Source organism: Calothrix anomala FACHB-343, from assembly GCF_014696435.1.
GTDB lineage: Bacteria > Cyanobacteriota > Cyanobacteriia > Cyanobacteriales > Nostocaceae > Aulosira > Aulosira anomala_A.
In genome coordinates this window covers 54,984-81,932 of the sequence record NZ_JACJQG010000028.1, presented here as the reverse complement: position 1 = coordinate 81,932, position 26,949 = coordinate 54,984, and the positions used below count along the sequence as shown (strand labels likewise).

Sequence of the window (26,949 nt, the reverse complement as noted above, 5' to 3'; positions counted from 1 at the left end):
TCCTGACGCCAACCTGCTGAATATTGAAGCTACTTATGTTGAGGTTGCAAAATTGCAATAAACTGTTACAGCTTGAAGTTGTAAAATTTTTGTTAATTTGGACGAGCATCCACAGTTTCTCCTCATCCTTTTAAGGTATTCAGCATGACAGCAACCACGCCTAAGGCATCTTCTTCGCTTCCGAATTTTTGTGAAGGTATTCAATATTTTGGGGAAACCTTACCGGGTTTTGAAACTTATGGTGCTACCCCAGCGATAGAATCGGGCAAAGTAGCGATCGCAGATCCTACAGATGCAGCAGCCGTCTATCAAACTATACTTGCTGCGGATGCTTTGCGTTACCTGACACTACAAATCACAGGTAGTAAAGCCTCTGGACACCCTGGTGGATTTGCTAGCCAAGCGGAAGCTTATGCGGCTCTGGTCATGTTAGGGTACAAGAATATTATTACGGAAGTCGGTCACCACGCTCCCGGATTTTATAGTGCTATGTTCCTCGATCGCTCTTTAGAGAATATGGGCATTTTTACAGTCCAACAATTGCGCGATCGCTTCCGGGAAAAGCATGGACTCTTAGGTCATCTTTCCGGTTATATCCCTGGTATTCTCGCACCAGCCGGGCCTTTAGGACAAGGGCAACACTTCGCTATGTCCGCCGCACTGCTGCATAAAGACAAGCTTTTCCCCTTCACTGTTGGCGATGGTGGACTAGGTGAACCATATATCATGAGTTCAATGGCGCACTTCCACACCGCTTATCCCCAAACAACCAACTTTTTACCCGTGCTGGTATGGAACGGTTACAGCCAAGAACATCACAGTATGGTTTCCCTGAAAACCAACGCAGAAATGACAGCATATTGGCAAGGTAACGGTTTTGAGGAAGTAGTTCTAGTTGATGCCAAAGAATTTGACGACCAAAACCAAGCTGGCGATTATGTTGATAGTACCGCTTTTTCCCTAGAACAGCGTCTAGCCTTTACCAAAGCCGTACTTTTGGGAGTCGATAAAGCCGCCCGTTCCGCTTTAGGTGGTAAACTTACCGTATTCATCATTAAACAACTCAAAGGTGCCGGAGTTCACGCCAGAGGCGCAAAATCTCACAACCTTTATCCCAAAGATACGTTAGATGCTCCCCATATTGTCAGCGCCTTAAAAGAACGTGCGTTACCTGCTGAAGCTTGGGAATTAGTCAGAACCAACGCCGAACGCGCTGGTGGTGGCCCAGCTGCGAAAACAGTTGTCACAGAATTTGAATTACCATTACCAGATTTAGGTGAATTACCTTTAGAAGAATATGCGGTAGGTGGTGAACCGAAAGTTTCGACAACAGCGATGGGAAGATTAGTAGGAATTGTGGGTAAAAAAGACCCCAATTTCTTAGTAACTAATGCTGATGGAAACGAAGCATCAGGAATTGCCAATATTAACCAAGCATTGAAGATTATTCACCCCACAACCGACGATTTATATAATCAAGCACCCAATGGACAAGTTTACGAACCATTAAGTGAAGATGCTTGTGCAGGTTTAGCTGCTGGATTGTCATTAATGGGTGCAAGAACATTGTGGTGTTCTTACGAATCTTTTGCCATCAACGGATTACCAATTTGGCAAACTGTTACTCAAGCAATGGCAGAATTACGCCGCCAAACTCCCTCAACAATTACATTATTTACTGCTGGTGCATTAGAGCAAGGACGCAACGGTTGGACACACCAACGTCCAGAAATTGAAGCTTATTTTGCATCAATGATGCGCAGTGGTAATGTGTTTCCATTATTCCCACCCGATGCTAACAGTATTCAAGTTTGTTATGACTGGGCATTGCAAACAAAAAATAAGGGAATTGTCATTACTGCAAGTAAATCACCCTTACCAATTCGCACCACATTAGAACAAACTCATCAAGGTTTACGCGATGGTGCAGTACTATTGCATGAAGTTCCTGGAGATAAAAAAGTTGTCTTTGCTGTTATTGGTGATATGACATTAATGCCAGTATTTGAAGCAGCAGCTTTTCTAGAAACTGAAGGTATTGGTGCGAAGATAGTTTCTGTAATTAATCCCCGACGTTTGTATCGTTCTCATGATACCGCTTGGGATACTTGTTCTGAAGCAGATGGTGGTTTCTTAGATGATGCCAAATTTGCCGAATTATTTGATGGTGATGCGTTAATTGCTGTTACTGGTGGTGCGCCGGCGATGTTAGAACCAGTGCTTTTAAGGAGTAATTCTAAGCGCGATACTTTTGCATGGAAGCGTGGGGAAACTACAGCCAGTGCAGGTGAATTGATGGCGTTTAATGGATTGACTGCGGAAGCTTTGACGAAAAGAGCGATCGCGTTAGTGCATTAATATTTAGGCTGTAATTTTTAACCGCAGATGCACGCATAAACGCTAAATAGACTGCGTTTATATGCGTGTATTTGCGGTTTTTACTTAATTTTTTTTAAATAAAATATAGTGTTAGGTTTTAACTTTTTTTAATCTTAGTAAAATTTCTGCAAATAAAAAATAATATGGATTGTTTTAGATATGTTACTTTAGATGGAAGAATTATAAGAGAACACTGCTGCCCAAGAGGAGTAGAGTATTTTATGGCGGAATGCATAACGCACCGTCAATGAGTATGAAGTAGTAATTAAGGCGTAGGTTGGGTTGAGGAACGAAACCCAACATCTCAAAATATTGTGAATGTTGGTGTCAATGTTGGGTTTCACTTCGTTCAACCCAACCTACAACTGCAAAATATAAATTATGCCAAATTGTAGGGGCGGGGTTACCCCGCCCCTACGAGTTGCGGGTTTGGTAAGTTAATGATTGGAATATTTTTTTATTTGAAAATCCCTCAGATCTTTTAAAATATCTTTATCCGATATTTTGACATTTGTTTTTTTGCTTTTTTATATATAACTTTTGGCACTTTCGGAATAGCACCACCGACTTGTTTACTTTTATGCTTACCTGTTTTACACCATGTAGCAAAATGCTCGCAATTGTTAAAAATTAAATTATATTTATTTTCACCTAATCTTTTCTTGGCTCGCTCAACAACACGAGATGAAGAATACTCTTTCTTGTGATTTTTGATATGAATATTTTTACCGAGTGTGAATTTATTAATTTCGGTTTTCCTAACTTTATGTTTCCAATAATGAATTACTTCATCATTGCCGATATAAATACCATGATGGGTAAATTTAAATCCTGATTGATGCTTCAACCGTATATAAATATGGTCTCCAGCTTTCATATAATATTGATTTAATTTATTAGATAATTATTTTATAAATGAATTATATTTATTGTGGTTCAGTAAATTTATTGAGATAACGATATTTTTTCTTGGCATGATTTAACTATCATCCATACATAAAAATATCACCTTAGAAGGGTGGGGCTATACAAACAAAGCCCACCTTCGTGGGCTAGAAATCGGTTTTTATAACCTGCGGAGGCAGGTTTTGCTCGTGTAGCCTCAGAGGCGTAGGTTGGGTTGAGGAACGAAACCCAACATCTCAAAACCTTGTCAATGTTGGTGTCAATGTTGGGTTTCACTTCGTTCAACCCAACCTACAACTCACTGATCATGAGAATCTCAGGCATTTTACGCAAACTGATGTTTGATAAAAAACATTGCATACTAGCCTGAGTAAACTAACCCAGCATTTTCAGCTCAATCTCAAATAATATCTTCTGTGCAATGGCAGGAAATGGCAAAAACTGCCATAATATAGGAAAACAGATTCAAAAACTAACTCTCGTGAAAAGTATCAATATTTCCTTACCTGACACTATGCGAGCTTATGTAGAAGAACAGGTAGCTCAAGGCGGTTACAGCAGTGTCAGCGAGTATTTTCGTGAATTAGTGAGACACGACCAAAAACAGAAAGCTAAAGAACGTCTTGAAACAATGCTTCTGGAAGGATTAAACTCTGGCGATGCAACAGAAATGACAACTCAAGATTGGGAAAATATTCGTCAAACAATCCGGGAAAGAATTAACAAACCTCAAGGTACAGTTTAGCCGTGATGTTTGAAATCAAAAAAAGACCTCAAGTTATCCGCGACTTAATAGACTTAGCAACATACATAGCACAAGATAACTTAAATGTTTCAGATAGCTTTTTAATAGCAGCCGAAGCAACATTTAAACAATTAGCAAAAACTCCAGCTATTGGCAAAGTATGTCAGTTTACAAATCCCAATTTAGCAGATATTCGACAAATATCTATCAAAGGATTTAAAAAATATCTCATTTTTTACCGCATAACTGAATCAGCAGTTGATATTCTACGAGTCATTCATAGTGCAAGAGACATTGAATCAATATTTGATGAAAACTTAGAACTATAAACTTAGACTAAAAATAATCAATTTAACTATAATTATATTTTAGTAACTAATAATACTCGTCATTACAGCCGCATTACCGGATTACAACTCAAAAACTGGACTTTACCCTAACAACATAGAAATGTAGTGGCGACTTCATTTGTTCAGCCTTAAATTCTACTAAAATCTAAGCTGAAATGGTATGCACAAAAATCTTTAACAACTCATGTCGGCTAAGAAACTAGAAACTTTAATTAACAAGGCTGTTAAAAAGGCACTTAAAAAAGAAATAGGTAAGCTCACAAAGGAAGATTTACCGATTGTTGCTAATCAAACTAATCCGCCATTAGAGAATTTTGTAGAAACTTTTGATACATGGGAAGAGAAAAGTTCTACAGAAGAAATTATTGATAATATATATCCTGCTCGTTATGTTAGTTTACCTGCTAAGGAAGATGCAGAACTTGAGAGGAAGTTGCGAGAATTAAAGTTTAAACAAGAACTAAGAAAAGATTGGATATTATTCTTGTTAAAAGATGTAATAGTATATTCTGCTACTGTAATTTTTATATTCACTGCGGCTGGTTTTTATTTATTCACCCTAATTCAAAGATATTAAATTGCGTATTATATCTTGTACTCAGAGTTATACTTAGGGTAAGTAATCAATCATGAAATATCCTTTTCGTAAGGAATAAAAATATCAAGGTTGCTATTCAGGATTATCTTCTTGTTGCAGTAGAGTATGGCTATCTATAGATAAAACCAATAAACTATGACTCCCCAAATTATAGATAAATTGACTACGCTCCCAGAACAGCGCTTTCTGTTACCTGGCTATTACAGTTGGGAGGAATTTGAGAAGATTGAAGCGTTAACAGCAGATGCACCAGGTTTGCGGATTACTTTTCTGGATGGGTGTGTAGAATTTATGACTCTTGGTGAAGAACATGAGATGCTTAAAACCATTATTGGTTTTTTACTAGAATTTTATTTGTGTGAAATGGGCATAAATTTTATCCCTGTTGGTAGTGCTACCCGTCGAGCAAAGGAAAAGAGTGCTTCTTTTGAACCTGATGAATCTTATTATATAGGTGAGAAAAAAGAGCATCCTGATTTAGCTATTGAAGTTAATATTACTAGTGGCAGTCTCGATAAACTAGAAAAATATAAGAGATTTAAAATTACTGAAGTCTGGTTTTGGGAAAATAATCAGTTATTTTTGTATGGACTAAATAATGATAATTATGAACAAATTACTCAAAGTAATTTACTACCAGGATTAGATATAAATTTATTAGTACGTTGTGTTTTAATGCCTTCAATTATTGAGGCTAGAACAGAATTTATTAAAGGAATTCGGCAGTAATTTATTATCTTCAAATCTCTGTGTTCTCTGCGCCTCTGTGGTTAGATGAATTATAAACTGCTCCAGAGGCGAGAGGCGCAGAATTATGCGATCGCCTACAGCTGCGTAGGTTGGGTTGAGGAACGAAACCCAACATTTTCGGCAATTTGTTGGGTTTCACTTCGTTCAACCCAACCTACAATTATTCTTAACTGAACTGTATTGAATTATAAACCGTTCCAGAGGCGAGAGGCGCAGAATTATGCGATCGCACTTCAGCCAGTCTTATACACAACATCAATATCAGTAAATATTCGTAACTAATTTTACAGGCGACGAAGCAAACTTGCGGAAAGTAGACTCTTTGATATATCCACAAAAAGTTGACTGGATATGACGGCTACTTTGATGGGTAACTCTGCAAACAACTATTTTTGCTTGCTTGTCAGGGTGTTGGATTTGTCTATTCGCAAGTTTTTTGGAACTTTAAAAATATGATGGGGTTTTTAATATTTTTGGTTGCTGTAGTTGCCACTGTGGTTGTAATTATCATTAGTAGCTACAACGATTTAGTCAAGTTTCGCAATCGCTATAAGAATGCTTACGCCCAAATTGATGTGCAATTACAACGGCGCTATGACTTAATTCCCAATTTGGTGGAAACTGCTAAAGGTTACATGAAATATGAGCGCGAAACTTTAGAAGCCGTAATTGCAGCGCGGAATTCTGCACTTAATGCTAGCAGTCGGGCAATGCAAAATCCAGGCGATCCGCAAGCGATGCAGCAGTTAGGTAGTGCTGAGGCGGCTTTGACGGGTGCGTTAAGTCGCTTGATGGTGCTTTCGGAAGCTTACCCAGAACTCAAAGCCGATCGCGCTATGACTCAGGTTATGGAAGAATTATCTTCGACGGAAAACCGTATTGCTTTTGCGCGTCAGGCTTTTAATGACGCTGTGACACTCTACAACACTAAAGGCGAATCTTTCCCCAGCAATTTGATAGCGCGTAGTTTTAACTTTACTAATGCTGAATTACTCCAAGAAGCGACACCAGAAATGAAAACTGCTCCCCGCGTGTCTTTTTAGGTGTCTATGAATTTCTTTGAACATCAGGATATAGCACGCCAAAACACGCAAAAGTTAATTGGGTTATTTGCTTTATCGATCGCAGTCATGATTGTAGCAATTTATATTGCTATGTTATTTGTGTTGCGCATGGCTCCCCGGATTTGGTGGCATTCTGGCTTATTTTTCTGGGTAGCGATGAGTACCATAATTGCGATCGCTCTTGCTAGCACCTATAAAATCTTCTGTCTGCGTGAGGGAGGTAGCATGATTGCGCAGCAGTTGGGGGGAAGACTGCTAATACCAGAAATGGCGGACGAGCAAGGGCGACAATTATTAAATATTGTCGAGGAAATGGCGATCGCATCTGGTATTTCTGTTCCCGCAGTTTATCTGTTGGAATCAGAATCCGGTATTAACGCCTTTGCTGCCGGGTTTACACCTAACGATGCGGTAATTGGCGTTACCCGTGGTAGTTTGCAACACCTGAACCGGGATGAATTACAAGGAGTTATCGGACATGAATTCAGCCACATTCTTAACGGAGATATGCGGCTGAATTTGCGCTTAATGGGGCTTTTACACGGGATTTTATTTATTTACTTAGCTGGGGAATTTTTGTGGCGCTGGCGCGTGCGCAGCTCTGGCGAAGAAAAAGGTTTACCCCTGTGGGCGTTTGGTTTAGCATTAATGGCTATTGGCAGTATTGGGTTATTGTGCGGGCGCTTAATTAAAGCTGCTGTCTCTCGTCAGCGAGAATTTTTGGCTGATGCTTCAGCAGTCCAATTTACTCGCAACCCTGTGGGAATTACGGGAGTATTGCAAAAACTCCAACAAATGGATTCACGCTTAATTGCTCCCGGAGCCGAAGCCGCTAGCCACATGTTTTTTGGCAATGCCCTCAAGCTGGAATTTTGGGAAGATATGTTTGCTACCCATCCACCCTTAACAGAACGCATCCGCCGAATTGGGAGTTTAAACCCCCAAGATTTAGCCAAAATGCGATCGCCAATGGGTAATCAAAGTTATGGGGATGGGCTAGCAATGGGCTTTGCTGGTGGTGGAAATCATACAGCCATTACGCCAGAACAAATAGTTAATCAAGTGGGAAGCGTTGCGCCTGAGCATTTCGCCCATGCTCAAGCTTTGTTAGCCCAGTTACCAGAAAGCTTACGTATGGGGGTAAAGGAACAGCAAAGCGCAACTGCGATCGCTTTTGCCTTAGCTTTAGAACCAGACAACCCCGAAATTCAAGAACGACAAATAACTTGGTTAAAACAAGTCCAATCGCCGGAATTAATCGAGAAAACCCTGGAATTTAGCAGCGAAATCAACCAATTAGATCCCAGCTTGCGTTTACCTCTGGTCGATTTAATGATACCCACATTCCGGCAAACTTCCCCGAAAGAATGCCAAAGGTTATGTAAATGCGTCCAAGGTATCATTATTGCGAGGGGAAGCTTATCATTATGGAATTTTGTGTTGCAGTTAGTACTGTGGCACCGACTCGAACCTTGTATAAATCCCACAGCACACACAAAAGTAGAATTCACATCTATAGACCAAATTTGGTCAGATAGCATACTAGTACTGTCAGCATTAGCCAGAGTCGGACAAACTCAACCTGATGAAATCGCCTATGCTCTGCGTTCAGGAGTTTTTCGCCTTCCCGGAGCCGGACAGCAAGAAATACCAGATACACCAGTTAATGGTAGCTTTACTGATATCAAAAAAAGTATCGATCGCCTGCGCCTTGCAACTCCCAAACTCAAGCAAGCCCTGGTGGATGCCTGCGCTCACACCGTTTTACTAGATAATAAAGTGACACCATCAGAAGCAGATTTGCTCAGAGCGATCGCCATGACATTAGACTGTCCCATACCCCCATTTTTAAACTCTCAGCGCGGCTTTAAGAGGGTAGGAGCTAGAGGCTAGAAGGGGGACAAGGAGGACAAGGGGGACAAGGAGGACAAGGGGGACAAGGAATTTTAGATTTTAGATTTGCGATTTTGGATTCCAATCTAAAATCTAAAATCCAAAATCCAAAATTGTTTCCAATGCCCAATGCCCCATGCCCAATTTCCTGGGAACCGTATCGGGGTAAACCACCGTCATAGCCGAAAGTAAACTAATCCGCATCTAAATTGCATAACTACTAATAAGGGCTGTTAACAGTCAACAGTCAACGGTCAACAGTCAACAACCCTCACAATGGATTGTGCAACTTAAAAGCAGAAGTAGAGAGTATTGAGCGATGAACTCAAAACTCTCCATAATATCTGTAATGCTACCGTATAGTTCCCCTTCTCATTCTGGGATATGGTGGTTAACAATGGGTTGAATGTGTTTTAAATAATTCAACTTTATGCCGAGAACTCCGAATGAATACTCAGTACACCTCCTACTAGAAAGTGGTCACCGCGAAGAAGTACGTTTTCCGACTATTCAAGAGTTTCAGAAGTGGTATAGTGGCGAACTAGTGCCAAAATCTGCCTCTAATGACTTTATCAGCGTGCCGATCAAGAATATTCAAGGGGAGTATATGGTAGTACGCCCATCTCGGATTATTGCGATCCGAGTAGAACCAATTTTTAGCTCTAGTGTTGAAAGATTCAGCTAAATGATGAGAAAAACCCTTGCCTTGTGTTCCTTAAGTCTAGGACTTGCCTTTGTCAATGCAATTTGGTCAGCTGTAGCTCAGGTTCCTAATTTACCGCCGCCAGTACAACCAACGCCGGTGGTACCTATCCCCGTACCACCCGTACCTGAGGTACAGCCAGCACTTAAACCTGTGGACTTAGGGAGCGGTTGTACCCCAAAGTCTGCTTGTTTGGGTTGGGATGAGCAAATTTGGGGTAGTAGGGGTAAACGCGGCGATCGCCAAGCGCTATTAAAAGCGATTGATAACAGTCTCAGTTATTTAGAAAAAGATAAGGCGATCGCTATTTATCAACAATATCCAATTCCAGAAATTACATTGGATCGGGTACGTCGCAGCTTATTACGCTTTCGTCAATTAGTTGTGCAATCTAAGTCTGCAGCACAATTGCAAGCTGCTGTCAAGCGAGAGTTTACCTTTTACCAATCTGTAGGTAATGATGGTAATGGTACTGTTAAATTTACTGCTTATTATGAGCCTGTTTATACAGCCAGTCGTGTAAGGACTGCTCAATATAAATATCCCCTATATCGCTTACCACCAGACTTCGATAAATGGGCTAAACCGCACCCAAAACGCATTGAATTAGAAGGAAAAGACGGTTTATTGGGTGATAAAAGCCAGTTACGAGGTTTAGAAATGTTATGGTTCCGCGATCGCCTCGATGCATACATGGTTCACATCCAAGGTTCTGCCCAAATTCAGTTAACTGATGGTAAAAAAACCTCTATTGGTTACGCAGGTGGAACAGATTACCCTTGGACAAGTATCGGTAGAGAACTGGCGAAAGATGGTAAATTACCACTAGATGGATTAACGCTACCAAAGTTAGTCAGTTTCTTTAAGCAATCTCCCCAGGAGTTGAGTAACTATTTACCACGTTGGGAACGGTTTATTTTCTTTAAGGAAACCAGTGGTACGCCAGCTACGGGTAGTATTAATGTACCTGTAACACCAGAGCGTTCCATTGCTACAGATAAATCTCTCATGCCTCCTGGTGCTTTAGCCTTAGTACATACCTCTCTTCCCTATCCTAATCAGGCGGGTAAGCTAGAATACCGCAGAGTCAGCCGCTTTGTCTTAGATCAAGACACAGGTAGCGCCATTAAAGGGCCGGGTAGGGTAGATTATTTTATGGGCACCGGCAAACTAGCAGGCGATCGCGCTGGCGTTACAGGCGGCAACGGTTCATTATATTATTTATTACTCAAAGAATAGGGCATTGGGCATTGGGCATTGGGCATTGGGCATTGGAAACAATTTTGGATTTTGGATTTTAGATTTTAGATTGGAATCCAAAATCGCAAATCTAAAATCTAAAATTCCTTGTCTCCCTTGTCTCCCTTGTCCCCCTCATCCCTAACCCCTAGCCCCTAGCCCCTAGCCCCTAATAGGGCGGATAACCAAAATCATCCTCATCAGCGTAAATATAAGAACTAGAAACCCCTGCCATTTCGATTTTAGGTGTTTCTATTTTCACGGCTTCCTTACCAAATTCTTTGTAATCTTCAAAAGTTTTACAAATTATCGTAGATTCAGGCGAATCAGAAGCTATGAGATATTGCGTTAATGTGGATACTGTTGGATGTTTAAAATCTACCGTAGAAGCTACTAATACAGTATTAGGTTCAATACCCCTTTCTTCACATTCAATTATTGGTGAAAAAATCCCGTGAGCATGAAATAACTGTCCTTTTGGCGTCACAGGTTGCTTTCTGTATCCCGCATAAGCTCGTTCTAATTCAGCCACGAAACCGCTGACAACCTTACCTTGCTGATATTCGCAATAGGTTTTACTAAAACTTGCCCCGGCTGCACCATTTAAAGTTAATTGTAATGGTGTATGATGCAAGAATTTTTTATCTTCTCCAACTATAAAAATTAAATAGCGAGTAAAGGTTTTAAACTTAAGTTTATCGGCTAAAAAAGCATCGTAATTATCTTTAAGAGTACCCAATTTTAACCCAGTTTCTCTATCTTTAACTGATAACGGGCCGCGCCTGACTATTACTAAATTAGGAGTAGGAGTAATAAATATAGTTTCCACTCCAGAGCTAAATTCATGCTCTACCTGTTGCCAATTATCATCTGGTTGAAAACCTACAGCCTGCGCATTATCGAGTTTAATTGCCAAACCGTAAGATTGGATACCATCTGTGCCATACCGAGGATTAATCATCTGACACCAGGGGATGACTTGAGAAGGCGGTGCATTAAATTTTTCGTCTTCAAAGTCGAACTTAGCAGATGCTTTCATCGTTTTGGGCTATCAAAGTGGTTTGCTAAACAAGTTTATCAGTAGTCAACAGTCAGTGGTCAAGAGAGACGCGATGAATCTTAGAGACGCGATGAATCTCAGAGAGGCGATGAATCTCACAGACGCGATGAATCGCGTCTCTACAATTGTCTTTTGGTGTTTGTGTCTTTCTTGCTCGCGATCTTCTTCAATAGTAATACTTTTGTATCATTATTCGGGAATCTTGGATAGATCTAAATCTAATTTTTACAATGGTTAAGCTGGCAGCGTTGTGTTCTCCTCTACCTGACTAAGACAGATTTCCCGGAAATGGCGGAAATAATTTAAAATTTTTACAGAAATTCAGTGCATTTACAGACGCGATCGCGCATATCTCAAGCATAGACGAAATTAATCGCGAATTTAAATTAATCTTAATAAAATTATAACCAAAAATATGATTAAAAAAAAAGAAAGATTGAGATTAAGTGAGGGAGAGAGAAAGCATATTATACAAGAAATTAGCTCGCTTTTAAAAATACAGTTTAGCTTAAAACAAACTATCCAAGAACAACAACAGCAATTTAATGCAGAAGTTGAAGAATTATTTTTAGAATTAATCGATTTTTTTGATGCGTTAGAATATTTACAAAATTACATGCGCGATAATCTAGCGTATTTAGAGCCAGATGAAGAGTATTTACTTAAAACAATTGCTGATATTGAAAATCGGCTGCTGCAAATACTTGAAAAGCAAGAAATTGAAATCATAGATTTTCAAGATAATTATCCAGATTTTCGCTATTGTAAAGTTGTTGATATTGAAGTTCGTAATGATTTAGAAAATCAGACAATTACAAGAATTGTTCGGCGGGGGTTTCGTCTAGGTGATAAAATTTTACGCCCTGTGGAGGTAGTTGTCTCCAAAAGAGAAGAATAATCATCTTAAATATAACCTCCTTGTCCTCCTTGTCCTCCTTCCCTTGTCCTTTTGTTCATATACAAAATAAGATTGCTATATTAATAATGATCGTGAAATATTGGCGGGAAATTATCGCTGTAACTCAGCGTATTTTAATTGAATTATTGCGCCGCAGACGCAGCTTAATTTTTTGGATTATTTTTCCGATTTCGGTGTTAATGCTCAGTGGATTAATCTTAGCAGAAAGGGCAGAATTACCAATGAATACGGCTTTTGAATATGCTGCACCCTCAACTTTGGTAGGTGCAGCAATGTTTTTTAGCTGTTTAGGTGGAACTGTTGCTACGGTAGTTGCAGAACGAGAACAGCGAACCCTCAAACGCTTATTTCTCTCTCCCTTAAGCGGTATTTCTTATTTTTTAGGAATTTTTCTCGCCCATAGTTGCATTGGGTTAGGACAAGCAGTTTTAATTTATACTATTGCTGCTTTTTGGGGTGCGACTTTTAAGGGATCTATTTTATTAGGATTAATCGTGATTTTCATGACGATTATTGCTTATGTTGGCTTAGGTTTTATTTTAGGTACACAATTAGCACGGCGGATTGAAGATGTTAATTCACTCATCGCAGCTTTTGGCGTACCTTTGTTAATTCTAGGCGGAGCATTTTTACCTGCTGCGCTTTTTCCGCCAACTTTAATTAATATTGCTAAATATAATCCTATATATCACATGAATGAAGCTATGGTAGCAATTTCAGCTAAGGGCGAAACAATTAGCGATATAGATTCACACTTTTGGTTTTTACTAATTTTTTCCTTGCTCATGCTCTTCTGTGGATGGCTATCTTATCACCGCATGTTAATTGTAGAAAGGCGATTATGAATCAATTCAAAATTCAAAATTCAAAATTCAAAATTAAAGACAGCCACCCCTTATAGGTGGGTTTCCTACTGTTTGGCTGACGCTCACGGCGAAGCCTACCTTGGGAAACAAAGATTATTTCGTCCACCAGGGGCGAGATTTTGAACCTAGCTTTTTCCGATAAAAATAGACTTTATATTGTTGCTTATTACCCCATGCCCAATGCCCCATGCCCCATGCCCATTTATAATCTATGCTGACAATTCAAAACTTAAATAAATCCTATGGTAAAAGACAAGTTCTGAAAAATTTGAACTTGCAAATCAATTCTGGAGAAGTTTATGGCTTAATTGGTGCAAATGGCTCAGGTAAAACAACTACGATTAATATTATTTGTAATTTACTACAAGCTGATAGTGGGCAAATTAAAATTAATCAGCAATCGGTTTCCGAAGCAACGAAAAAAATTATCGGTGTAGCACCGCAAGAAAATTTACTTTATAAAAGTCTCTCTTGTGCCGAAAACTTGAAATTTTTTGCGGATATTTATGGATTGAATCGAAAAGAACGTCAGCAACGTATCTTAGATACCTTAGCATCTGTAAATTTATTAGATAGAGCAAAACAACCAGTAGAAACGCTTAGTGGTGGGATGCAAAGACGGTTAAATATTGCAGTAGCTTTAGTACATCAACCACAGCTAGTAATTCTGGATGAACCAACAACTGGGTTAGATATTGAGGCGAGATACGAAATTTGGGAATTAATCCGCCAACTGAAAAATCAAGGAATTACAGTTTTACTGACAACTCACTTATTAGAGGAAGCTGAACGCCTTTGTCAGCGCATTGGCGTTTTAAAACATGGTCAACTATTAGCTGAAGGTAGTTTAGCAGAATTAAGAAAATTAATTCCTGCCGAAGAAATTATTTTAGTACAAACTGAGTCTGAGGAACAAGCGATCGCTAGAGCCAAAGAATATGGTTTTACCCATAGGCGTTATGGTAGCGATTTGGCTTTCTGGTTACCGGAATCTTTGGATTTAAAGGAAATTATTGCCCGGTTTGATGGTATAGCTATTAATTCCATCGCGCGTCAGCCTGTACGTTTAGAGCATATTTACCTGGAATTAATGCAGTACAGCTAACAATATTTATGCCCTAATATCAGATTTTTTGTTGTTTTTGGCTATTTTTATAATTAATTGTGAATATCAATTCAATTGCAGCAGTATTTTTGATGTGTTAACATACTTTGAAGCAAAACTAGCAAACACAGCAGTAATTTTTTTCGATAAATCATAGATTTTCCAGTCGCTAATTTCTCAAATCCGAGGCTTTCATTAAATAGGAACTTGTTACCAACTACTGCTTGATTTTGTTTGTAATTACTTATCAATATCAACTTGAGCTAACAAAAAATCAAATATTTTTTTTATAAAGGTTGCATAAAGATGACAAATTGTGTAACATCTGTCTAAAGTAAATTCGTCCGGGCAAAACAACTAGATGAGGTTAAATTTGGAACTATAATCTAAGTGTAATTGCTATAGCGAATAAAGTTTGGCTGAAGTTATAACGTTTGCATGAACTGAATGCTGTTGATTTAAATCAATCGAAACAGCGATAAATTGTTGCATCTAAAAAAAAGAGGAATATCCGGCTGAATCTCGTCACTAAATTCCTCAATATCAAATTGAAATCAGAAAAGTCATCACAGCAGGGTGCTCTGAATCCCATCATCTCGACTAGTGGTGAATCACAGAAGTGGTGATTCTAGGCAAAAAGTCGGACTGAAAACCTTATTTATTTACGGGAATTCAAAGCATGACAATTATTAACGTAACTACAGCCTCTGATAGCGGTGCTGGTTCTTTGCGCAATGCGATCGCTTCTGCAAAAGCAGGAGATACCATCAAATTTTCCTCTAACCTTGCTAATAAAGTCATTAAACTCACAAGCGGGGAAATTAGCATCACCAAGAATTTGACAATTGATGGTTCGGGAGCAGCAAACTTAAAAATTAGCGGTGACGGTACAAAAAGAGTACTAAATATTGACAGACATGTTGATGCGAAGGTGCAAAACCTGACGATTGCTGACGGTTATACTAATGACGCCGGTGGTGGTATTAAGGTTGGTCAATACGGTTCGCTGATAGTAGAGAACTGTAAATTCAATAACAATCGTGGCGGTAAAGGCGGCGCAATCTTTGTCGGTTACAGCGCTAAAGCCACAGTAATCAACAGCAATTTTGATAAAAATGATGGCACTGTAACCAAATCTGGACATAGCAGTGGCGCAATTTCTACCTTTGGTTCTGGCGATCTGACTGTCAGAGGTTGTGAATTTACCAACAATAAGGGAGTCAATGGGGGTGCAATTTATAGCCTACTGGGTGGATTAAATGTAGAAAACTCAGTTTTCCGCAATAACAGTTCAGCAGGTGATTTGGGTGGCGGTGCAATCTGTACCGATGGCGCTAATGCAGTAGGATCTGGCTCCTCTGTCGGTGGTGTCATCAGAATCCGTGGTAGTCGATTTGAAAACAATCAAGCCCAAGGAGAAGGCGGCGCACTCTTGCTTTATGGTTACTCAAAAGACCAAATTCTCCTAGAAAATAGCACCGTTGTTGGTAACACAGCTAGCAGGAATGCGAAAGGAATTGCCAGAGGCGGTGGGTTACGAGGTAATAGCGCACTCACAATTCGCAATGTCACCTTTGCCAATAACACCGCAGAGAAACAAGGTGGTGGTTTGTGGTTAGATGGTGCTTCAGAGAAAAATATTATCAATAGCACCTTTTCCGGCAATAAAACGCTCACAGGTGCTGGTGGCGCAATGCTTTTGAATAGCGACAAATCTACCCCTGTGAATATTATTAATTCCACCATCGTGAATAACTATGCCGGACGGGCTTGTGGAGCCGTTTGGATTAACGATCCAGCTGCGCCTGTAACTCTAACTAACTCAATTGTGGCTAATAATAAAGCTGCGGATTTATCGCAACAACAAGTTGGATATCAACTCCAAGATGGTGGTGGTAACATTGAATTTCCCGCGCCTTCACGAGGTAGAAGAGTTGTAGCAGGTAGTCGGATTGTCGATCCGCTTCTCGGGCCTTTACAAAAAGTTGGTAATTCTTTATTGCATCCTCTGTTAGCCGGTAGCCCCGCCATTAATTCTGGGAGGACTGGTGGTATTATCCCCATAATTGATGCTATAGGAATGGCGCGAGATAGTAAACCAGATGTTGGTGCATTTGAGATATCTTCTCAAATGAACTTAACAGCTATGAACATGAGTATGTCTGGCCCGAACCTCTTACGCGGTACTAGAGGTAACGACACCATTAATGGCAGTTCTAACAGCAATATCATCCAAGGTGGTGATGGTCACGATATCCTTACAGGAGGTTCTAGTAACGATATCATTCAAGGTGGCGAAGGTAACGATGTCTTGAGGGGTGGTAAAGGTGTCGATATCTTAAGTGGTGTAGGCGGTAACGACCGATTTGTCTATAACAGTATTTCCGAAGGAGGCGATAAAATTCAATATTTTGAAGCTGCAAAAGATACAATCGATCTGCGCAAAATTATGAGTGGTGCTAACTTTAATAGTTCTAATCCTTATCAGGCATATCTTAGAAAAGAGCAGGTTGGTTCGCATACAGTTGTGAAAATTGACTCTGATGGTAGTCTCAGCGCCAATCAATTTCAAACATTGCTGACTTTGACTAACTTCAACAGTAGTAATCTGACTGAGAAAAATTTCCTGCTTTAGCTTAGGGGTTAGGGGTTAGGGCGTGTTTTCAAAACCCGAAAGTAGGTTGCAGAAAGTAGACGTAACCCAACGAAGTAACGTAAATGTTGGGTTACCCTTCGGGAAGCCCTTCGGGTTCGGCAGTTGCTTCAAGTCGGGGAACCCGCCCAACGCACTGCCTCACCGCTCCGCGTCTACGTTCCTCAACCCAACCTTGTATCTTAGGGGCTAGGGGCTAGGGCGTGTTTTCAAACTCCAAAAGTAGGTTGCTTGAGGTGAAAGCAACCCAACGAAGCGACGTAAATGTTGGGTTTCGTCCCTCAACCCAACCTACATTGAAGTCTAATTTAGGGTTTGCAAACAGTCCCTAGTGTTTGCAAAGCTCCAAAGCCTTTAGGCTCAATCTTGAGGCTTGACACCGAATTCCTGGGTAAAATGAAATTGAGAGCATTCATTCACTTTCTTTTTTAAGTCATCAGCAAGGTGTCGTTAATACTCACAAGTTTCTCTGTGTGTCATCGGCAAATAGGGTACTGGTAATTCAGGTAGATAATAACAGCCCACAGCAGGAGATATATTTTCAGAATTTGATAGATAATTACCAGAAACATTAGCAGCTTGATTACTAATGGCTATAGCTAGGCAATCGAGCAAAGAGAGTAGAATCGGCAAGCCTTCTGTATGTTCCACAGAATTAAGCGATGCGTCGCTCTCACCTGATGGAGGTAAAATTATGTCTATCAAGTTCCGTACCCGGACTGAGGCTGGTAAGTTGTTAGCTAGAGAACTAACAGCTTATGCTGACTGTAAAGATTTGTTGGTTTTAGGTTTGCCTCGTGGGGGTGTACCGGTAGCCTATGAAGTGGCAAAGGCGTTAGATGCACCATTAGATATTTGTATAGTCAGAAAAATTGGTGTACCCGGTCATCAAGAATTAGCAATGGGTGCTATTACTTCGGGAGGAATTCGCGTTTTAAATTCCGATGTCATTAATTCTTTGGCTATTACTAGTCAGACAATTAATCAAGTAGCCGCTGATGAATGGCAGGAATTGCAGCGCCGCGATCGCGTTTATCGTGGCGATCGCCCTCCGTTAAATGTTAAAAATCGTACCGTGATTTTAGTTGATGACGGTATTGCTACTGGTTCAACTATGCTGGCTGCTATTGCTTTATTAAAACAGCAAGAACCTCACCGGATAGTTGTTGCAGTTCCTGTTGCCCCGCCGGATACTTGCGAAAAAATCAGCGAAAAAGTAGACGAAGTTGTGTGCTTAAAGATGCCAGAGCAGATGTATGCAGTTGGCGTCTGGTATGAAGATTTCTCGCAAACTACTGATGAAGAAGTGCGCTATTTCATGTCTAAGCAGTCACAGTTAATGGCTGCTTTGGGCGAACCATCAGCTGCAAACAGCTGATGGTTTTGGGGAATTAAATTATTGCTTAACTAGCAATAAACTTTAAAGCCGCACCATTCATACAGTAGCGTTTACCAGTAGGTGCAGGCCCGTCATTAAAGACATGACCTAAATGTCCGCCACAGCGATGACAATGGACTTCAACTCTGGTCATAAAAAATGACTTATCTACCGATGTGGCGATCGCTTCTTCAATTGGTGCGTAAAAACTAGGCCAGCCTGTACCACTATTAAATTTAGTTTCGGAAGTAAATAGGGGTAAATCGCACCCAGCACATACATAAGTCCCTGCTGCATATTGCTTATCTAAAGGACTAGTACCAGCGCGTTCTGTACCGTGTTTACGTAATACATGAAACTGCTCTGGTGTCAAGGTTTTGCGCCATTCTTCTTCTGTTTTAGTGATTTCAAATTCATTTTTTGCAGCTGTCATAACTTCTGATTTCCTGGTGAAATATTTTGATAAAAATGCTGTACCTACAATTACTGTACTAGCTTCTAAAAAATAGCGCCGATTTTTCATTGGTGAGAGACGCGATGAATCGCGTCTGTACAATTGTCAGTTGTTTTCCTCATCTTCCTTATGGGTGGGGATTTTGAACTTGCTGATTTGGTATTATGAGCGATCGCTCTGAATTAACCCTGATAGCAAGATGAAAATCTTCTAAGAATTATAAAACTTACGCAACTGGTACGAGGGATAAAGGTTAGGATTGTCAAGAGTCAAGAGTCAAAAGTCAATAGTCCACAGTTGAGAATTTTTAACCAATGACCAATGACTGATGACTATTGAGAGGCTCAACTAAAATTTAAATTTATACTTGGCTTTTCTTCAGAATATGTTATTTGCAACTGTATTATTAACAGCCAGTTTGCTTTCATCAAATGGTATATTAATAAAATCCATAGAGCAAAATTTATCACCGATTTTCCTAGTACAATTACTTAAACAATCTGCTATGAATAAAGCGGCTTTAGAAAGACTATTAACTAGTGAAAAAGTGCTGGCTGATTGGTTTAGTTCTGAGTTTTTAGCGCATGTACCTATCTCTCAGATTGAGCAAATTATCTCTAGTTTAAAACAGGGACTGGGAGATTATCAAAAAGTAGAAGAACAAGGTGAAAATTACAGAGTTGTGTTTGCGCGTGGCTATGTACCAACGCAAATCGGCCTTGATAGCAATGGTAAAATTGCTATGCTATTTTTTCAACCGCCTGTAGCTAAGTCCCAAGATTTAAAAGAAGCGATCGCAGAATTGAAAACTTTACCGGGTCAGGTGAGTTTTCTGGTTCTCGAAGGCAAAACAGAACGCGCGGCGTTAAATGCTGATACTCCTCTGGCTGTGGGTTCGGCGTTTAAGTTGGCAGTTCTGCAAGCGCTGAAATCGCAAATTTCTGCTAAAGTGCGATCGTGGGGGGATGTTGTCGAGTTAAAATCAGGATGGAAGAGTCTACCCTCTGGGATGTTACAAACTTGGCCGGATAGTTCATTGTTAACTTTGCAGACATTATCGGCTTTGATGATTTCTCAAAGTGACAACACCGCCACTGATGCTTTAATTAATATCATTGGACGACCGATAATAGAAGCGATTACACCGCGCAACGTTCCTTTTTTGACGACTCGCGAGTTTTTTATCCTCAAAAGTGCGAAGAATCAAGAGTTACGAAAACGCTATCGTAATAGTAATGTAGAGCAAAAACGCGCAATTTTAAAATCCCTAGCTCAACAATCCTTACCCGATGTCAGTGAATTTACTGGAAACCCAGTAGCTTTAGATATTGAGTGGTTTTTTACGGCGCGAGAACTTTGTAGTTTGATAGATAAAGTTGCTGATTTACCGTTAATGAGTATCAATCCTGGGGTAGCGAATGCGGGAGATTGGGAACGAGTAGCTTTTAAAGGTGGTTCGGAATCGGGTGTGCTAAATTTGACAACTTGGCTCAAAGCGAAGAATGGAAAGCAATATTGTGTTGTGGGAACCTGGAATCATGACGCACCTTTAGAACAATCTCGGTTTATGACAATCTATAGTAGTGCGATCGCGGGTTTAAAAGACTAGCACCGCAAGGCGGAATTCAAAATTCAAAATTCAAAATTCAAAATGAATACAAGGTAAGGGTTTTGTTGATTGAGAATAGATAAATTCTTGACTCCTTGCTGTAGTTGATACTAAGGATTATATTCAAATTCACTGGTGGAACGAACGCCAATCCAATCACCGGGTGGGGTTTGTCCGACTTCGTAGGTGTAACCCATATCCCAAAAACTGATATTGTAGAGAGTGCGATCGCGCAAACACTGGTTCATAAATTGGCTGAGTTTGCGGCTATTGTCAGCATCTCTAACATATTCAAGCGTTGGCTTTTCTATTACTACCATTGTTGCGGCTTGCAATGCAAGTTCAATTGCAGATATTTTAGTTTTAGCGTATGCACCTACGAGATGATGTTCATAAGTATAGTTATATCCGCCATGATAGTAGCCGTAAATGGTAATTGGCGTGAGATGATCGAGAAATAATTGAACTTCGTTTATTAAACTTTCATCAGTTAAAGTTGCTGATTTTTCACGGACAATTTTCGTTGTGGCTGGGTTTGTTTTACGGCGATTATAGCTGACTTGATCGGGAACAGTAGGCGCAAGACATAACCAGTTATTATTTTTAGTTTCAGCTACTAGTATTGATACAGAAAAATCAGGGTGTCTCCATTCAAAATTTTGATGGTTTGTTGTGGGGATAGATAAACTATAAGCTTGCAAATTTTGACAATTTTTAGTCAGGATATGCTGAATTTTTTGATAATATTCTTGGCGTTCAGCAGCAATAGTTTCATTCCAGTTATTGTTTTTACGTTCGGAACGAGTCGGAGCATACTCACCATATTCTTTTTGATTTGTAGGCGTTCCCCATTCCTCAATATTTTGCCAATGTTCAAAAGCGAGTTCTATGTCGGTTAGGTTGACAAATCTTTGAGAAATCATCAAATTCCATAGGTTAAATTCTCCTTGGTAGATAGTTTCCCAAATAAAAGCATTAGAACAGAGGATTTCTAATGTACCGAGCAATTTTTCTGTTTCGGGGTGCATAGTGATTTGACGTAATTGTAATATTTAAAACTATGGATTATACACAAATTCGCTTTCTATGTATAAACCAGCCCAATCGCCTCCTGAAGTTTCGCCAATAATATAGATATTCTCCTGAGTCCAAAAGCTAAATCTGTACATCATTACTTCTGCAAAAGTATGATGTAAAAATTTGTTTAATTTATCGTATTTTGCATATTTTGCCTCTAAATTGTTAGCCCACCTTGGCAAGTATTCTTTCTCAGAAAAAAACTTATGAAATATGCCAATTTCTAACATTCCCGAAGCTTGTAGAGCCTGTGCCATTGCTGCTTCTTTTGTCTCAGCCGCACCATAGACGATTTGATAATCGTAATTATAGTAATATCCACCACCAATATCTCCTGCTAAATGAATGGTTCCTAGTTCTGATGTGATGGCTTGAAGTTGTGAGACTATATTGAGTGTATTTTCTCTTAATGCTTGAGCAGAGATAGGATGAATTACGGGAGAACGAGAAAGTTGTTCTTGTGGAATTTTAGTTTCTTTATAAAGAGTCTGGAAAACAGTAACCCAATCTCCATCTGCTGTTTTACCAACAATCAAACCAACTAGATCGTCTGAGGGAAAGTAAGAGGAAGTTTTGACAAAAAAAGATTCTAAATCTTGTAAATTATCTCTTATGATTTGATATAAGTTTTCTATTTTATTAGCCCAATCAGTTTGTTCGTTTTCATTTAAGTCAAAGCTATTAAAATTCCTCGCATAATCCATTGTCCGCCAACTCTTGATTGTATTCTCAATATCTGTAAGTTTTAACCAATTTTGAGAAAGGCTAAGATTGAGAATATTAAATTCACCTTTTTCGGTTGCATCCCAAACAAATGGGTAAATATATCCCCCATCTTCATGTCCTGGTAAATGAAAGCCAGATTTAGAGTCAAGAATTACTTCAATTGTTGCAAGAATTTGTTCTGTTTTTGGTTGCATAATTTCAGAGATTAGATATTAAGTATATTGAAGGTATGTTAGCAAAGTGAAACATACCTAAAATTGCTGATTTAGGAAGACACTGTAAGTAAAGCAGCTTGAAAAGCTTCTCGAACTTTAGCAAGTGTAAAATCACTGTATGGCATCTGCAACATCCTCAATTATTCACAACTAAACTTTAGCTGCTACACGAACAATGCGATTACTATCTTGCGCAAGTTTTTGGCGTAATTGTTCTGGAGTTGCGGGGTTATCTGCAACTGCGTAGCGTTCTAGCCAAGATTGAGATTGTGCTGCTTGTGTTAATATTTCTGGGGGAGTTAGGGGATGGAGTAAGGTTACTAAGCGAACAAAGGCGTTTTCGGAATTCGCATATTCTGCAAGTATGGTTGTAATGTCGTCGCTGCTGGGGTTGTAAATGCGGCTGATTCCGCGTAAGGTAGTGCTGACACTTTGTTGATTGTTGGGTTGGATAAGAAAATCACGCAGGGTTTGTTTAATAGTCGCAGGGGTATGAGGATGAAGTGCAACAGCACGACGAATTTCGATTTTTTCATCAGTTGCTAGTTGTGTCAGGATTGTTTCTGGTGAATGCGGATTATTAGCAATGGCTACACGAACAAATGCTTCTTCATCTTGTGCTAATTGTTCTAAAATCTGTACAGGTAAATTGCGATGATTCGCAACATTTGCACGCACAACTTGATCTATATCGCTGGCTAAGATTTCCAGAATATTTACAGGAGTATTTGAGTTAGCCGCAACTAACTGACGTACTTTAACTTCTGCATGGTTAGCAAGCTGTAGCCAAATTTCTGGGGTAATGTGGGGATGATTGGCGATCGCACTACAAATATTAGCATTAGAATTTTGCGCCAGTCGAGTTAAAAATTCAGCGCTGAGGCTATGATTGCGCGCTAGGTTAGTTAACACAGACTCATTTGACATCGCCATGAGTCTTTCAACAATTGTTGGTGGGAGATTTGCTTGCGCTGCTATTCGCAGATAAACCTGTTGTAGGTTACTTTCCATCAAGAATTCTAACAGGTTGGGGGGAAGTTCCCGGCGATCGCAAATTGCATGACAAATTTGTTCGTAGTCTTGATTTTTTGTATCTGTAAACCTTAATAGCAGCCTTTCGAGGAGTTGGGGGGGAGTGTCAGCACGACGCGCGATCACCCACAAAACGGGGCTATAATCATCATTAATTAAGGGTTCTAAGGCAAAAATCGGGGTATTGGGATGATGCGCTACAGCCGAACGAATCCATGATGTTTTGTAGTTAGCTAATTTTACCAATATCTCTGCTGGCATTTCGGAATTTCGCGGCTTGAGTAATTCATCTAAAGCTTTATCTCGAAATCGGAAGTCCATTTTTAAAGTGTTTTCTACAGCTTTTGCTAAAGCTTTAGCAGGTGTTTTCCCATTCCAAGGATTAACAACGCCTTTCTCTACCCCCAAAAATTCTAAAATATCCACAGGTGTATTTGGGTTACGCGCCAATGCTTCCCACACTTCTTTATTAGAGTCATTAGCCAGCTTTCTCAATAATTCCTCTGGAGTGTCAGTATTAGCAGCAACCTGCGCTCTAATTTGTGCTGATTCATCATTAGCTAAATGTTGCAGTACTTCTACAGCAGTTGGTTTATGCAGTCGCTTCCTGGCTAAACCTGCGCGAACATTTAAACTAGAGTCTTGTGTCAACTCTAATAAATTGCTGAGTGGTAAATTAGCATTTTCTGAGACTACAGAACGCACAGTTTCATCTGCATCTTTTGCGAGTTGTTGTAATACTTGAATTGGAGTTTTATGACTACGTGCGGCGGTAATTTTAGAATTGCGATCGCCTTTTTCTAAAACCTGTGCTAAAGCATAAGGACTATCAGCACGACGCGCCATTAATTGATGCGCTTCCGTAATTTCTTGTTCTTCCTCCATTGCTAATAATATCCGATGGCGTTCTCTTGCAGGCAAATGAGGATTTTTGATGACAGTTCCTCGAACAGTGGGAACATTATTATTTGTCTTTTCTACAGGTTGTTTAGCAAGTTGCAGTAAAATATTAATCGGCGTACCGGGATTTTCAGCTACCCAATTTCGTGTAGTGCTATTAGTATCTTGAGCTAATTCTGCTAATGCACTAGCAGGTGCATGAGGATTGCGAGAAACTGCTTGACGACCGACACCAGGACGAGTCATTAATTGGTTTATAATTTCTGTTGGAGTATTGGGATTTCTGGCAATTGTTTCTGGAATATAGTCCCCACTTGTCGAGAGAAGTTGCTGAAAATATTCTTTGCGTTCGGCTTCGGGAACTTGCAAATTATAAGCTAAAGCCATCCGCATATCGCAATCATTTTCGTAAGAATTTAATTTTTCTAAAGGACGAGTGAGTTGCTTTTGCAATTTTTCGCGTAAAGGTACTGGTAGACTAGGATTACCCACTAAAGCTACTGCAACAGTGCGATCGTCTTTTACCACATCTACCAGCGTATCGGGAATTTCTAATATATTAGTGATAATTTTTTGTCGTTCTGACTCTGATATAGTTGGCAGAAATTGTTTCCATTCCTCATTTACCTGTTCGTAAAAACTTTTATCTTGGCGGTATCTTCCTTGTAAATCGCCAACATAAGTATAATTTTCTAGTAATGTTGTCCATTGATAACTTTCAATTAAATTAAACCATTCCTCAACATCAATTGATATTTGATATGGAGCGAGAATTTTTCTGATTGTATCCATACAAAAATCAGCTACAGATTCTCTATTATCTGCTTCTGGATTTCTAGTTAATAGGCGGCGGAGTTTGAAGCGGAATTTATTTTGAGGTGATTCCTGTTCAACTATTTGTTCTAAAATCGCCACAGGTGTTTGCGAATCTGCGGCGATTAGCTTGAGAACATCCCTTTCTCCGGCTTTGACTAACTCCTCTAGCAACTCAATTTTTTTCGCTGGATCAATCAGAGAATTTTGGGCAACTGCTAGCTTAATATATGGATGGGGATATTGAATTAAATGTTCTAAAATTTCTAGCGAAACTTGGGGATGTTTGGCAACATCAACCAAAAACCTAATATCATCTCTAATCCATTGCTCAAAAACTTCTGGTAATGGTAGATGCGTATGCTTTGCTCGTTTCGCTACTCTTAAAGCCTCTAAATCAACTTTCGCAAATTCAGCTAAAATCCATGTAGGTGTATTTGGTTGTTGTAAAAATAAATAATGATCTCTTAACCCTTCATTAAAAAGTCTTTCTAAAATACTAGTCGGTAAATTTTCTCGTCTTTTTAAAAGTTGCTGCTGATTGGGAAATAATTGATGTAATATCTCTTCCGTTGCATTGATATGTTCGGCTACAGTTGCTTCGATTGTTTGATTTTGATATTGCGCTAATACAGCTAACACATCTGCGGGTGTTTCTGGATTCTTCGCCACTGCTAACTGAATTTTATATACCCTATCTCCAGCCAACTGCATTAAAGTTTCTGCTGTCGCGGAAGGATTTTGCGCCACCGCCAAGCGAATCCAAGCCCAACGGCTTTGTGCTAACATTGCTAATTGTTCTGCATCGGTATTCCAGTCAGATGCAATGGTATATTGTCCCTCTACTAATTCAATTAATGATGGGGGACAATTGGGGTTAAACTTCACCGCTAACCTAATAGGTAATTCTAAATCCCCTGCTAACTGCTCTAATACTGCTAAGGGTGTTTCTGGTGATTCTGCAACTTGTAAGCGTGGTTTTAAAGTCGGTTCCTGCGCCAAGCGTTCAAGTAATTGTAAGCGATATTTTAAGGGTATATGGGGATTACGCAACGCTGGAATGAGCTTTTCTGCGGGAACCCATTCGCTAAAAAAGCATGGCGGTACAGTTCCCAATTTGAGCAATTCTACAGCTAATCGGTCATTTTGCCCTAGTTCTTGTTGTTGCAGGATGGTATCTACCGCTTTTTGCCAATTTTCTGTGATTTCTCCGACATAATTTACGTGTAAGCTGGCGGTTTTTGATACTTGGCTATCAGTGCTATTAACGAGGACTTCTAAGAGCGATCGCGGTGTTTCAATGTAGTTTGCAACAGCTAATTGCAATTCTGTTGGCTGCTGTAATAACTGTTCTGGTGTATCTAAAAATGCTTGTAAATCGGCGGCGCTAACTAGCTGAAGAGGTTGCATGATAATCACACCCAATATAATAGTACACATATACTATAAAACTGACTGTAGTTTACCTACAGTCACAGTTTTTATTCCTATCTTCATAATTCCCAGAATTATGAA

Annotated in this window: 22 protein-coding genes; 15 read left to right on the top strand and 7 right to left on the bottom strand. The window is 39.7% G+C overall.

What is annotated here, in order from left to right:
• Positions 1 to 144: 144 nt before the first annotated feature.
• Positions 145 to 2,358, top strand: a complete 2,214-nt coding sequence (locus tag H6G08_RS17545; RefSeq protein WP_190545187.1) for a phosphoketolase family protein — start codon at positions 145 to 147, stop codon at positions 2,356 to 2,358.
• A gap of 502 nt (positions 2,359 to 2,860) precedes the next feature.
• Here H6G08_RS17545 and H6G08_RS17540 read toward each other — a convergent pair.
• Positions 2,861 to 3,256, bottom strand: coding sequence for a lecithin retinol acyltransferase family protein (locus H6G08_RS17540; RefSeq protein WP_190545184.1), 396 nt, complete (start codon positions 3,254 to 3,256; stop codon positions 2,861 to 2,863).
• Positions 3,257 to 3,766: 510 nt separating this feature from the next.
• Here H6G08_RS17540 and H6G08_RS17535 point away from each other — a divergent pair.
• The 8 genes from H6G08_RS17535 (at position 3,767) to mltA (ending at position 10,627) form a co-directional block, all read left to right on the top strand.
• Positions 3,767 to 4,030 carry a type II toxin-antitoxin system ParD family antitoxin gene (locus tag H6G08_RS17535; protein WP_190545182.1) on the top strand — a complete coding sequence of 88 codons (264 nt, stop codon included), beginning with the start codon at positions 3,767 to 3,769 and terminating at the stop codon, positions 4,028 to 4,030.
• A 5-nt stretch (positions 4,031 to 4,035) separates the two neighbouring features.
• On the top strand, positions 4,036 to 4,359 hold the full coding sequence (locus tag H6G08_RS17530; RefSeq protein WP_190545206.1) for a type II toxin-antitoxin system RelE/ParE family toxin: 324 nt from the start codon (positions 4,036 to 4,038) through the stop codon (positions 4,357 to 4,359).
• A 205-nt stretch (positions 4,360 to 4,564) separates the two neighbouring features.
• Positions 4,565 to 4,957, top strand: coding sequence for a hypothetical protein (locus H6G08_RS17525; protein ID WP_190545180.1), 393 nt, complete (start codon positions 4,565 to 4,567; stop codon positions 4,955 to 4,957).
• Positions 4,958 to 5,113: 156 nt separating this feature from the next.
• Complete coding sequence (locus H6G08_RS17520; RefSeq protein WP_190545178.1) at positions 5,114 to 5,707, top strand: Uma2 family endonuclease; 594 nt, start codon at positions 5,114 to 5,116, stop codon at positions 5,705 to 5,707.
• Positions 5,708 to 6,180: 473 nt separating this feature from the next.
• The gene (locus H6G08_RS17515) at positions 6,181 to 6,771 is read left to right on the top strand and encodes a LemA family protein (RefSeq protein WP_242046179.1); all 591 of its coding nucleotides are present in this window, start codon (positions 6,181 to 6,183) and stop codon (positions 6,769 to 6,771) included.
• A 6-nt stretch (positions 6,772 to 6,777) separates the two neighbouring features.
• A complete protein-coding gene (locus H6G08_RS17510; RefSeq protein WP_190545176.1) occupies positions 6,778 to 8,685 on the top strand; it encodes a M48 family metalloprotease in 1,908 nt (635 codons plus the stop codon).
• Between the two features lie 430 nt (positions 8,686 to 9,115).
• Positions 9,116 to 9,370, top strand: coding sequence for a hypothetical protein (locus tag H6G08_RS17505; protein ID WP_190545174.1), 255 nt, complete (start codon positions 9,116 to 9,118; stop codon positions 9,368 to 9,370).
• A 3-nt stretch (positions 9,371 to 9,373) separates the two neighbouring features.
• Complete coding sequence (gene mltA / locus H6G08_RS17500; protein ID WP_190545202.1) at positions 9,374 to 10,627, top strand: murein transglycosylase A; 1,254 nt, start codon at positions 9,374 to 9,376, stop codon at positions 10,625 to 10,627.
• 169 nt (positions 10,628 to 10,796) lie between these two features.
• Here the strand turns inward: mltA and H6G08_RS17495 are convergent, their stop codons facing one another.
• Positions 10,797 to 11,666: a DUF5895 domain-containing protein gene (locus H6G08_RS17495; protein WP_190545172.1), complete on the bottom strand. Its 870-nt coding sequence runs from the start codon at positions 11,664 to 11,666 to the stop codon at positions 10,797 to 10,799.
• Positions 11,667 to 12,102: 436 nt separating this feature from the next.
• Here H6G08_RS17495 and H6G08_RS17490 point away from each other — a divergent pair, with 436 nt between their 5' ends.
• From H6G08_RS17490 to H6G08_RS17475, 4 genes are all read left to right on the top strand, one after another.
• Positions 12,103 to 12,585: a nucleotide exchange factor GrpE gene (locus H6G08_RS17490; protein WP_190545170.1), complete on the top strand. Its 483-nt coding sequence runs from the start codon at positions 12,103 to 12,105 to the stop codon at positions 12,583 to 12,585.
• 92 nt (positions 12,586 to 12,677) lie between these two features.
• Entirely contained in the window at positions 12,678 to 13,451 is a 774-nt protein-coding gene (locus H6G08_RS17485) for an ABC transporter permease (protein WP_190545167.1), read from the top strand.
• 232 nt (positions 13,452 to 13,683) lie between these two features.
• Complete coding sequence (ccmA, locus tag H6G08_RS17480) at positions 13,684 to 14,577, top strand: heme ABC exporter ATP-binding protein CcmA (RefSeq protein ID WP_190545165.1); 894 nt, start codon at positions 13,684 to 13,686, stop codon at positions 14,575 to 14,577.
• 679 nt (positions 14,578 to 15,256) lie between these two features.
• The gene (locus H6G08_RS17475) at positions 15,257 to 17,212 is read left to right on the top strand and encodes a choice-of-anchor Q domain-containing protein (RefSeq protein ID WP_190545163.1); all 1,956 of its coding nucleotides are present in this window, start codon (positions 15,257 to 15,259) and stop codon (positions 17,210 to 17,212) included.
• A gap of 468 nt (positions 17,213 to 17,680) precedes the next feature.
• On the opposite strand, the gene H6G08_RS17470 is transcribed toward H6G08_RS17475, so the two are convergent.
• Positions 17,681 to 17,935 carry a hypothetical protein gene (locus H6G08_RS17470; RefSeq protein ID WP_190545161.1) on the bottom strand — a complete coding sequence of 85 codons (255 nt, stop codon included), beginning with the start codon at positions 17,933 to 17,935 and terminating at the stop codon, positions 17,681 to 17,683.
• Here H6G08_RS17470 and H6G08_RS17465 point away from each other — a divergent pair.
• A complete protein-coding gene (locus H6G08_RS17465) occupies positions 17,925 to 18,608 on the top strand; it encodes a phosphoribosyltransferase (RefSeq protein ID WP_190545159.1) in 684 nt (227 codons plus the stop codon). The two genes, H6G08_RS17470 and H6G08_RS17465, sit on opposite strands and share 11 nt — an antisense overlap.
• Before the next feature lie 25 nt (positions 18,609 to 18,633).
• Here the strand turns inward: H6G08_RS17465 and msrB are convergent, their stop codons facing one another.
• On the bottom strand, positions 18,634 to 19,131 hold the full coding sequence (msrB, locus tag H6G08_RS17460; protein ID WP_190545157.1) for a peptide-methionine (R)-S-oxide reductase MsrB: 498 nt from the start codon (positions 19,129 to 19,131) through the stop codon (positions 18,634 to 18,636).
• Positions 19,132 to 19,447: 316 nt separating this feature from the next.
• Here msrB and H6G08_RS17455 point away from each other — a divergent pair, with 316 nt between their 5' ends.
• Positions 19,448 to 20,671: a serine hydrolase gene (locus H6G08_RS17455; protein WP_190545154.1), complete on the top strand. Its 1,224-nt coding sequence runs from the start codon at positions 19,448 to 19,450 to the stop codon at positions 20,669 to 20,671.
• A 110-nt stretch (positions 20,672 to 20,781) separates the two neighbouring features.
• Here the strand turns inward: H6G08_RS17455 and H6G08_RS17450 are convergent, their stop codons facing one another.
• The 3 genes from H6G08_RS17450 to H6G08_RS17440 form a co-directional block, all read right to left on the bottom strand.
• On the bottom strand, positions 20,782 to 21,699 hold the full coding sequence (locus tag H6G08_RS17450) for a hypothetical protein (protein WP_190545152.1): 918 nt from the start codon (positions 21,697 to 21,699) through the stop codon (positions 20,782 to 20,784).
• Positions 21,700 to 21,729: 30 nt separating this feature from the next.
• On the bottom strand, positions 21,730 to 22,668 hold the full coding sequence (locus H6G08_RS17445; protein ID WP_190545150.1) for a nuclease A inhibitor family protein: 939 nt from the start codon (positions 22,666 to 22,668) through the stop codon (positions 21,730 to 21,732).
• A gap of 171 nt (positions 22,669 to 22,839) precedes the next feature.
• A complete protein-coding gene (locus tag H6G08_RS17440) occupies positions 22,840 to 26,844 on the bottom strand; it encodes a hypothetical protein (RefSeq protein ID WP_190545148.1) in 4,005 nt (1,334 codons plus the stop codon).
• Between the last annotated feature and the right edge of the window lie 105 nt (positions 26,845 to 26,949).

Bases quoted from the DNA above. Each gene is read 5' to 3' on its own strand.
- H6G08_RS17545 (WP_190545187.1), top strand. From the start codon at position 145: ATGACAGCAACCACGCCTAAGGCATCTTCTTCGCTTCCGAATTTTTGT.
- H6G08_RS17540 (WP_190545184.1), bottom strand. From the start codon at position 3,256: ATGAAAGCTGGAGACCATATTTATATACGGTTGAAGCATCAATCAGGA.
- H6G08_RS17530 (WP_190545206.1), top strand. From the start codon at position 4,036: ATGTTTGAAATCAAAAAAAGACCTCAAGTTATCCGCGACTTAATAGAC.
- H6G08_RS17525 (WP_190545180.1), top strand. From the start codon at position 4,565: ATGTCGGCTAAGAAACTAGAAACTTTAATTAACAAGGCTGTTAAAAAG.
- H6G08_RS17520 (WP_190545178.1), top strand. From the start codon at position 5,114: ATGACTCCCCAAATTATAGATAAATTGACTACGCTCCCAGAACAGCGC.
- H6G08_RS17515 (WP_242046179.1), top strand. From the start codon at position 6,181: ATGATGGGGTTTTTAATATTTTTGGTTGCTGTAGTTGCCACTGTGGTT.
- H6G08_RS17510 (WP_190545176.1), top strand. From the start codon at position 6,778: ATGAATTTCTTTGAACATCAGGATATAGCACGCCAAAACACGCAAAAG.
- H6G08_RS17505 (WP_190545174.1), top strand. From the start codon at position 9,116: ATGCCGAGAACTCCGAATGAATACTCAGTACACCTCCTACTAGAAAGT.
- mltA (WP_190545202.1), top strand. From the start codon at position 9,374: ATGAGAAAAACCCTTGCCTTGTGTTCCTTAAGTCTAGGACTTGCCTTT.
- H6G08_RS17495 (WP_190545172.1), bottom strand. From the start codon at position 11,666: ATGAAAGCATCTGCTAAGTTCGACTTTGAAGACGAAAAATTTAATGCA.
- H6G08_RS17490 (WP_190545170.1), top strand. From the start codon at position 12,103: ATGATTAAAAAAAAAGAAAGATTGAGATTAAGTGAGGGAGAGAGAAAG.
- ccmA (WP_190545165.1), top strand. From the start codon at position 13,684: ATGCTGACAATTCAAAACTTAAATAAATCCTATGGTAAAAGACAAGTT.
- H6G08_RS17475 (WP_190545163.1), top strand. From the start codon at position 15,257: ATGACAATTATTAACGTAACTACAGCCTCTGATAGCGGTGCTGGTTCT.
- H6G08_RS17465 (WP_190545159.1), top strand. From the start codon at position 17,925: ATGTCTATCAAGTTCCGTACCCGGACTGAGGCTGGTAAGTTGTTAGCT.
- msrB (WP_190545157.1), bottom strand. From the start codon at position 19,131: ATGAAAAATCGGCGCTATTTTTTAGAAGCTAGTACAGTAATTGTAGGT.
- H6G08_RS17455 (WP_190545154.1), top strand. From the start codon at position 19,448: ATGTTATTTGCAACTGTATTATTAACAGCCAGTTTGCTTTCATCAAAT.
- H6G08_RS17450 (WP_190545152.1), bottom strand. From the start codon at position 21,699: ATGCACCCCGAAACAGAAAAATTGCTCGGTACATTAGAAATCCTCTGT.
- H6G08_RS17445 (WP_190545150.1), bottom strand. From the start codon at position 22,668: ATGCAACCAAAAACAGAACAAATTCTTGCAACAATTGAAGTAATTCTT.
- H6G08_RS17440 (WP_190545148.1), bottom strand. From the start codon at position 26,844: ATGCAACCTCTTCAGCTAGTTAGCGCCGCCGATTTACAAGCATTTTTA.